General features: G+C 64.0%; 5 protein-coding genes. All 5 read right to left on the bottom strand.

Annotated elements, in window-relative coordinates; genetic code table 11:
* Positions 1-48: 48 nt before the first annotated feature.
* Positions 49-1,161, bottom strand: a complete 1,113-nt coding sequence (locus BFW87_RS31145) for an LLM class flavin-dependent oxidoreductase (RefSeq protein WP_078743544.1) — start codon at positions 1,159-1,161, stop codon at positions 49-51.
* Positions 1,151-2,116 carry an LLM class flavin-dependent oxidoreductase gene (locus tag BFW87_RS31140; protein ID WP_078743543.1) on the bottom strand — a complete coding sequence of 322 codons (966 nt, stop codon included), beginning with the start codon at positions 2,114-2,116 and terminating at the stop codon, positions 1,151-1,153. The genes BFW87_RS31145 and BFW87_RS31140 overlap by 11 nt, the downstream gene beginning before the upstream one ends.
* Before the next feature lie 90 nt (positions 2,117-2,206).
* Positions 2,207-3,550, bottom strand: coding sequence for an LLM class flavin-dependent oxidoreductase (locus tag BFW87_RS31135; RefSeq protein ID WP_078743542.1), 1,344 nt, complete (start codon positions 3,548-3,550; stop codon positions 2,207-2,209).
* A 57-nt stretch (positions 3,551-3,607) separates the two neighbouring features.
* Positions 3,608-6,043 carry a TonB-dependent receptor plug domain-containing protein gene (locus BFW87_RS31130; RefSeq protein WP_078743541.1) on the bottom strand — a complete coding sequence of 812 codons (2,436 nt, stop codon included), beginning with the start codon at positions 6,041-6,043 and terminating at the stop codon, positions 3,608-3,610.
* Between the two features lie 22 nt (positions 6,044-6,065).
* Positions 6,066-6,266: hypothetical protein (locus BFW87_RS32175; protein ID WP_217699437.1), on the bottom strand; the 201-nt coding region annotated here is incomplete at its 5' end.

The raw sequence follows: 6,266 nt of genomic DNA, 5'->3' as shown, positions 1-6,266 counted from the left end.
GCTGGCTTGCCTGCGATGGGTACGCCTCGGTCTTTCGGTGATACCCAGTTAACCGCCCATCCTGCGCAACAATGGCAGCACTTCTGCGCCTACGTGAATCGCTTCCTCCAAATGGGGAAAGCCCGACAGGATAAAACTGTCCACGCCCAGCTGGTGATACTCCTCGATCCGCTCGGCCACTTTTGCATAACTGCCCACCAACGCGGTGCCTGCGCCGCCGCGTACCAGACCTACACCAGCCCACAGGTTGGCGGACACTTCCAGTTCTCGCGCGCCGCGGCCGCGGCCTTGCATGAGTTGGGTCTGGCGGCTTTGGCCGACGGATTCGTAGGCGGCCATTTGGCGTTGGGCCTTGTCGATGGCGTCTTTGGGGATTTCTTCGAGCAGGCGTTCTACATGGGCCCAGGCGGCGTCGTCGGTGGGGGCGGCGAAGATGTGCAGGCGCAGGCCGAAGCGCAGGGTGCGGTTCTGGGCGGCGGCGAGGTCGCGCATGCGTTGGATGCGTTCGGCGATCATTGCCGGTGGTTCGCACCACATCAGGTAGGTTTGCCCGTGGGCCGCGCCTACGCGTTCGGCGGCTTCGGAAGCGCCGCCGAAGTAGATGGTGGGTGCTTCAGCGCCCGGTGCAATCGGGGTGGTGATGCCGCTGCGGTAGTAACGCCCCGGATGCGTCGGCGCCTGCCCGGCCCACACGGCCTGGAAGACCTGGAGGAATTCGGCGGTGCGTGCGTAGCGTTCGTCGTGTTCGAGAAAGTCGCCCAGGGAGCGCTGTTCAAAGCGGCTGGAGCCGGTCACCACGTGCAGCGCCAGACGGTTTTCGCTGAGCAGTTGCAAGGTCGCGGCGCGGTGGGCGGTGTAGGCGGGCAGTTCGGTGCCGGGGCGCAGGGTGAGCAGGAACTTCAAGCGGCGCACTTCTTGGGCGAGTACGGCGGTGATCAGCCAAGGGTCTTCGAAGCCGCTGGCGGTGGGCACCATGATGCCGTCGAAACCCGCCTGCTCAGTGGCGCGCACGATCTGGCGCAGGTAGTCCAGGGTCGGCGCGCGTTCGCCTTGCTGGAACAACCCGACCTTGGGCAAGCCGCTGCTGGTGAGGTGGCGGCCGTCGCCATTGGTGGGCAAAAACCAGTCCAGTTGCAGGGGCGGTCGTGCATCAGTGTTCATGGTGCGGGCGCTCCTTGCGCAGAAGGGGGATGACCTGTTCACCGAATCGCAGCACGTCGCTGACGGCCGGGCCGCCTTCGACCACCACGTGGTTCAAGCCCAGCCCGTCCAATTCCTGCAAGCGCGTGGCGACCTGTTGCGCGGTACCCACCAGAATCAGCGGTTGCCCGGGGTGCAGTTGCAGCAGGTTGGGGTGCACTTCCCATTGGCGCAGCGGGTGACGCGCGCGGGGCAGGGTGGCGAGGCGTTCGTTCGGTAACTCCGGCACGGGCAATAACGCGGCGGCGGTTTCCCAGGCGAGGTCTTCGCTGTCGCCAAGGATCAGGCCGAAGGTGCAGGCAAACTTCAGGTTTGGCTGGATTTGCCGCCAGCGTTGTATCTCTTTGACCAGCCACTGCGGATGGCCCGGTGTGAGCAGGCAGGTGTGGGCATGGGCCGCCACCAGTGTGTGGCTTTGGCTGTCATCCAGCACAAGTGTGGGGGCGGGCAATTCGCGGCGGGCGACACCGGCGTTTTCCAGTTGGAAATACAGACCCTGATAGTCGAGGCCGCCGTCATCGGGTGTGAGCAGTTGCTGGAGGATTTCCAGGTATTCGCCAATGCGTTCGCTGCGTTGGTCGCGGTTGAGCCATTCGCCAAAAGCGCTGCGTTCGCTGTTTGGCAGATGCAACTGCACGCGATGGCCGCTGATCGATTGCAGGCTTTGCAGGGTGGTTGCCAGCGCCGCCGGCAGCATCACTTCCGGCGGCACGCTGACCGACAGTTGTACCCGCCGCGTGTGTGCGCAGAGTGCCGCGGCAACGCCCAGGCTGTCGGCGCATAGCGCGCCGCCGGGAATCCACAGGCCGTCGAGCCCGGCGTATTCCACGGCCTGGGCCAGCTGAATCCATTGCCCCGGCCGCGCCGCCCAGTCGGGGGTACACAGGGGCATCAGCCAGCTGAAGTGAAGGGGCATGCACACACTCCGTTGTTCATGAGCTTTTCAGCCTCAAGTCGAAGTCCGGGCTGTAAACCCGAGCCATAAAGCCCAGAGAAAAGCCTGCGCTCATGGTTTTCCCCCGGCTCGCTGGGTAAAGCGGTTGGCCGGGCGTGGCAGGCCGAGGTTTTCACGCAGGGTGACACCTTCGTACTCAAGGCGAAACAGCCCGCGCGCCTGCAACAGCGGAATCACATGGTCGACAAACAGGTCGATGGCGCCCGGAAAGTAGGGAAAGAACACATTGAAACCATCACAGGCGCGGGCCTGGAACCACGCCTCGAAGTGGTCGGCCACATCCACAGCGGTGCCGATCACCGGGTTGCCACCGGCCAGGCGCAGGTACAGCTGGCGGATGCTCAGGTTCTCCGTCCGCGCCAGTTCCAGCACCTTGTCGCGGCGGCTGCCGCGCTGGCCCACCGGCGTTTCCGGTAATGGGCCGTCAAGGTCATAACCCGACAGGTCGATGTCATCGCCCAGGGTATCGGCCAATAAACGCAGGCCCAGCACCGGGTCGATCAGGGCCTGGAATTCTTCGAACAGTGCCTGGGCACGTTCCCGGGTGTCGGCGATAAAAGGGGTGACGCCGGGCAGGACTTTGACGTGATCCGGGTCGCGGCCAAACGTCGCGGCGCGGGTCTTGATGTCCTGGTAGAACGCCTGGGCGCTCTCGAGGTTATGGGCATGTGCAAAGATCAGCTCGGCCACGCGGGCGGCGAGGTTCTTGCCCGGCTCTGACGCACCCGCTTGCACCAGCACCGGGTGGCCCTGGGGCGGGCGCGCGACGTTGAGCGGGCCGCGCACCGAGAAGTGTTCGCCGCGATGGTTGAGGGTGTGCAATTTGGTCGCGTCGAAATACTCGCCGCTGGCCTTGTCGCGGGTGAAGGCGTCGTCGTCCCAGCTGTCCCACAGGTCCTTGACCACGTCGTGGAATTCTTCGGCGCGCTGATAGCGGTCGCCGTGGTCCACATGGGTTTCACGGCCGAAATTCCACGCCTCGTCGGAGACCACCGACGTCACCAGGTTCCATGCGGCGCGACCTTTGGACAGGTGATCGAGGGAGGCGAATTTGCGCGCGATATGGTACGGCTCGTTGTAAGTCGTGGTGGCTGTGGCAATCAGGCCGATGTGGGTCGTGACAGCGGCAAGCGCAGACATCAACGTCAGCGGCTCGAAGTGCTCGGCGCGGGCGGTGCGGCTCAGCGCATCGTGGTGGTGCCCCCACAGCGCGACTACATCGGCAATAAACAGCGCATCGAATTTGCCGCGCTCGGCGGTCTGGGCGATGTATTTGAAGTGCTCGAAATCCAGGCTGGCATCCGCCTGGGCCAGAGGGTGGCGCCAGGCGGCGACATGGTGGCCGCTGTTGGCGAGAAACGCGCCCAGTTTGAGTTGGTCGGTACGGCGGGTCATGAAAGCGCTCCCATCAGAGTCCGCCACGGGGCCTTTGAGCAGGCCCCGTGAGCCGGGTTAGAAGTTGTACGTCACGCCGGTGTACCAGTAGCCGCCGGTGGTGCCGTAAGGCGAGAAGTTGCCGTAAGGGAAGCCGCCCGAACTGCTGGCCAGGTCGGTGCGCTCCGGGTACTTGTTGAACAGGTTGTTGGCGCCGGCATTCAGGGTCACGGCTTTGGTCAGGTGGTAGTCGACGTTCAGGTCGGTGATCCACGCCGGCGAGAAGGTGCGGTCGTAGACCTCGGCGGTGCCGTACTGGGTGTACTCCCCGTAGCGGGTCAGGTTGAGCGCCACTTCGAACTTGTCGTAGGTCCAGGTGGTGCCCAGCAGCAGTTTGGATTGCGGCAGGCCGTACTTGAGGTTGCCCTGGCGTTGACGGTCATAACCACCGTCCGGCCCGAGCGCCTGGGTGGCGACGGAGGAGGCGTGGATCGAGTCGATCTGCGTGGTGTTCCAGTTGAAGCCCGCCGAGTATTTCAGGCTGCCGTACGCGCCGATGTCCTGGCGATAATCGCCGACCAGGTCAACGCCACGGGTGGTGGTGTCGAGGGCGTTGGTGAAGTAGGTGACTGCCTGGTTCGGGTTAAGCCCGGCAGCGGCGAGGATCGCGCTGATCTGTGGGGTGCCGCCGAGGTAGCCGGTCTGGGCGATGCGGTCCTTGATTGCGATCTGGTAGGCGTCGAGGGTGATGTTGGTGGCGTCGGTGGGTTGCAGGGTGAAGCCGATGCTGAAGTTGGTGGATTTTTCCGGCTTCAGGTTGCTGGCACCCAGGGCCTTGGCCACGTCGGAGTTCACCGCCACGTTGCGGTAGTCAAACAGCTGGCCGTTGACGCTGGTTTGCGAGGTCGAGCTGTAGATCTGCTGAGCCAGCGACGGCGCGCGAAAGCCGGTGCTGAACGTGCCGCGCACTGCCAGGATCGGGGTCAGTTGGTAACGGGTGGAGAACTTGCCGTTGGTGGTGGTGCCGGAGCCGTCGTTGTAATGCTCATAACGACCGGCCAGGTCGACGTGCCATTTGTCGGTGAAATCCTGGCCGACTTCGCCATAGCCAGCAAGGCTGATACGGCTTTTTTCAGCCGCGTCGGCCGGGGTGGTACCGGCGCCGGAAATGGTCCCCGGCGGGATGATCGAGCCGTCGGCGCCGACGCCAAACGGGCCACTGGCATAGGAGGCGAGGTCGCCCTTGCCGATTTTGTAGTCCTCATAGCGCTGTTCCAGGCCCCAGGAAATCTGCGTTGGCTTGTACAAGCCCAGGTCAAAGGCGCGGGTCAGGTCGAGGTTGTTGGTCCACTGGCTGAAGGTTTTCACGCCGGTGTCTACCGAGGTCGGCGAGGTCGGGCCGTAGCTCAGGTTATAGGTGTCGGTGAGCGTGGCACGCGCATGGTCCTGGCCGTAGGTGCTGGACAGGTCATAGTCCCAGCCGGCGGCCTGGCCCTTGCCGCCGAACGCGACCTGAAAGTCGTCTTCGATAAACCGCAGGTTGTCTTCGATGCCTTGCGGGTACGGGGTCTGGATGCCGTTGAAGCTCGGTGGCTGGTGGAACGCCAGGGGTTTTTCCGAGTTGCGGTGGGTGAAGGTCGAAAACGAGTACAAGGTCAGGGCGTCGTCCACCGGCAGTTCGGCGTTGTAGCCCAGGCTGAAGTTTTTCGCTTCGGGCAGGCCGGTGCCGTAGTAAGTGTGACGCTGGGTGGTGTAGCCGGTGGAGTCGGTGTACGGCGCGTCGTCCGAGCGGTCGGAGACGTTCTGCTTCTTCACGTCCAGCGCGAGGTTGATGAAGCCGTCATTGGGCAACGACAGGCCGACGTTGCCGGTTTGGCGCACGGTTTCACCGTCGCCGTTTTCATAGTTCTGGCCGTAGCTGGTGGACAGGCTGCCACCGTGGTCGGTCTGCTTGAGCACGATGTTGACCACGCCACCGATCGCGTCCGAGCCGTACTGCGCCGAGGCGCCGTCGCGTAGCACTTCAACGTGATCCACCAGGGCGGTGGGGATCATGTCCAGGTCCACCGGTTGCGAGCCGGAGTTGAGGTAAGTGCCGTTGTTCAGCAGCGCGCTGTTGTGGCGGCGCTTGCCGTTGACCAGCACCAGCACCTGGTCGCCGTTCAACCCCCGCAGGCTGATGGGGCGCACCACCGACGTGGAGCCGAAGCCTGACGACGCGGGCTGGTTGAGCGACGGCAACACTTTGCTCAGGGCCCGGGTCAGGTCACCTTGCCCGGTGGCCAGCAACTGTTTGGAAGAAATCACGTCCACCGGCGCCGGGCTCTCGGCCAGGGTGCGCGCCTGGCCACGGTTGCCGATCACCACCACGGTGTCCAGCGGGTTGTCGCTGGCCGGTGCGTCGGCGGCGAGGGTCAGGCTGCTGTAGCTCGCGGCCTCGCACAGGGCCAGGAATAACAGGGTATGGGCGAAAGCCTTGGCGGGTCGGCTGGCGGCGGCGCGTGATGCATTCATGATGGGAAACACTCCAGTGGTTTTAGGCGTTGGGCCTGATCGAGGGCGGCTTGTTAGGTGCAAGCTCTGGTGAGAGGCAGGACAGCAAGGCCTGTGCCATCTGTAAAAAGTGTTTAAAAACATGCTTTTGCGATGTGGTTGGCGGGGGTGTTGGTGTTTTTCTAACAGGCGCGAGGGCAGGCTGCTGATTTTTGCGCAGGACGATCGTTCCCACGCTCCTGCG

Origin of the sequence: Pseudomonas fluorescens, from assembly GCF_002022275.1 — a bacterium.
Lineage (GTDB): Bacteria > Pseudomonadota > Gammaproteobacteria > Pseudomonadales > Pseudomonadaceae > Aquipseudomonas > Aquipseudomonas fluorescens_AJ.
The sequence above is the reverse complement of the archived record's forward strand: the minus strand, read 5'-3'. Positions and strand labels throughout refer to the sequence as shown.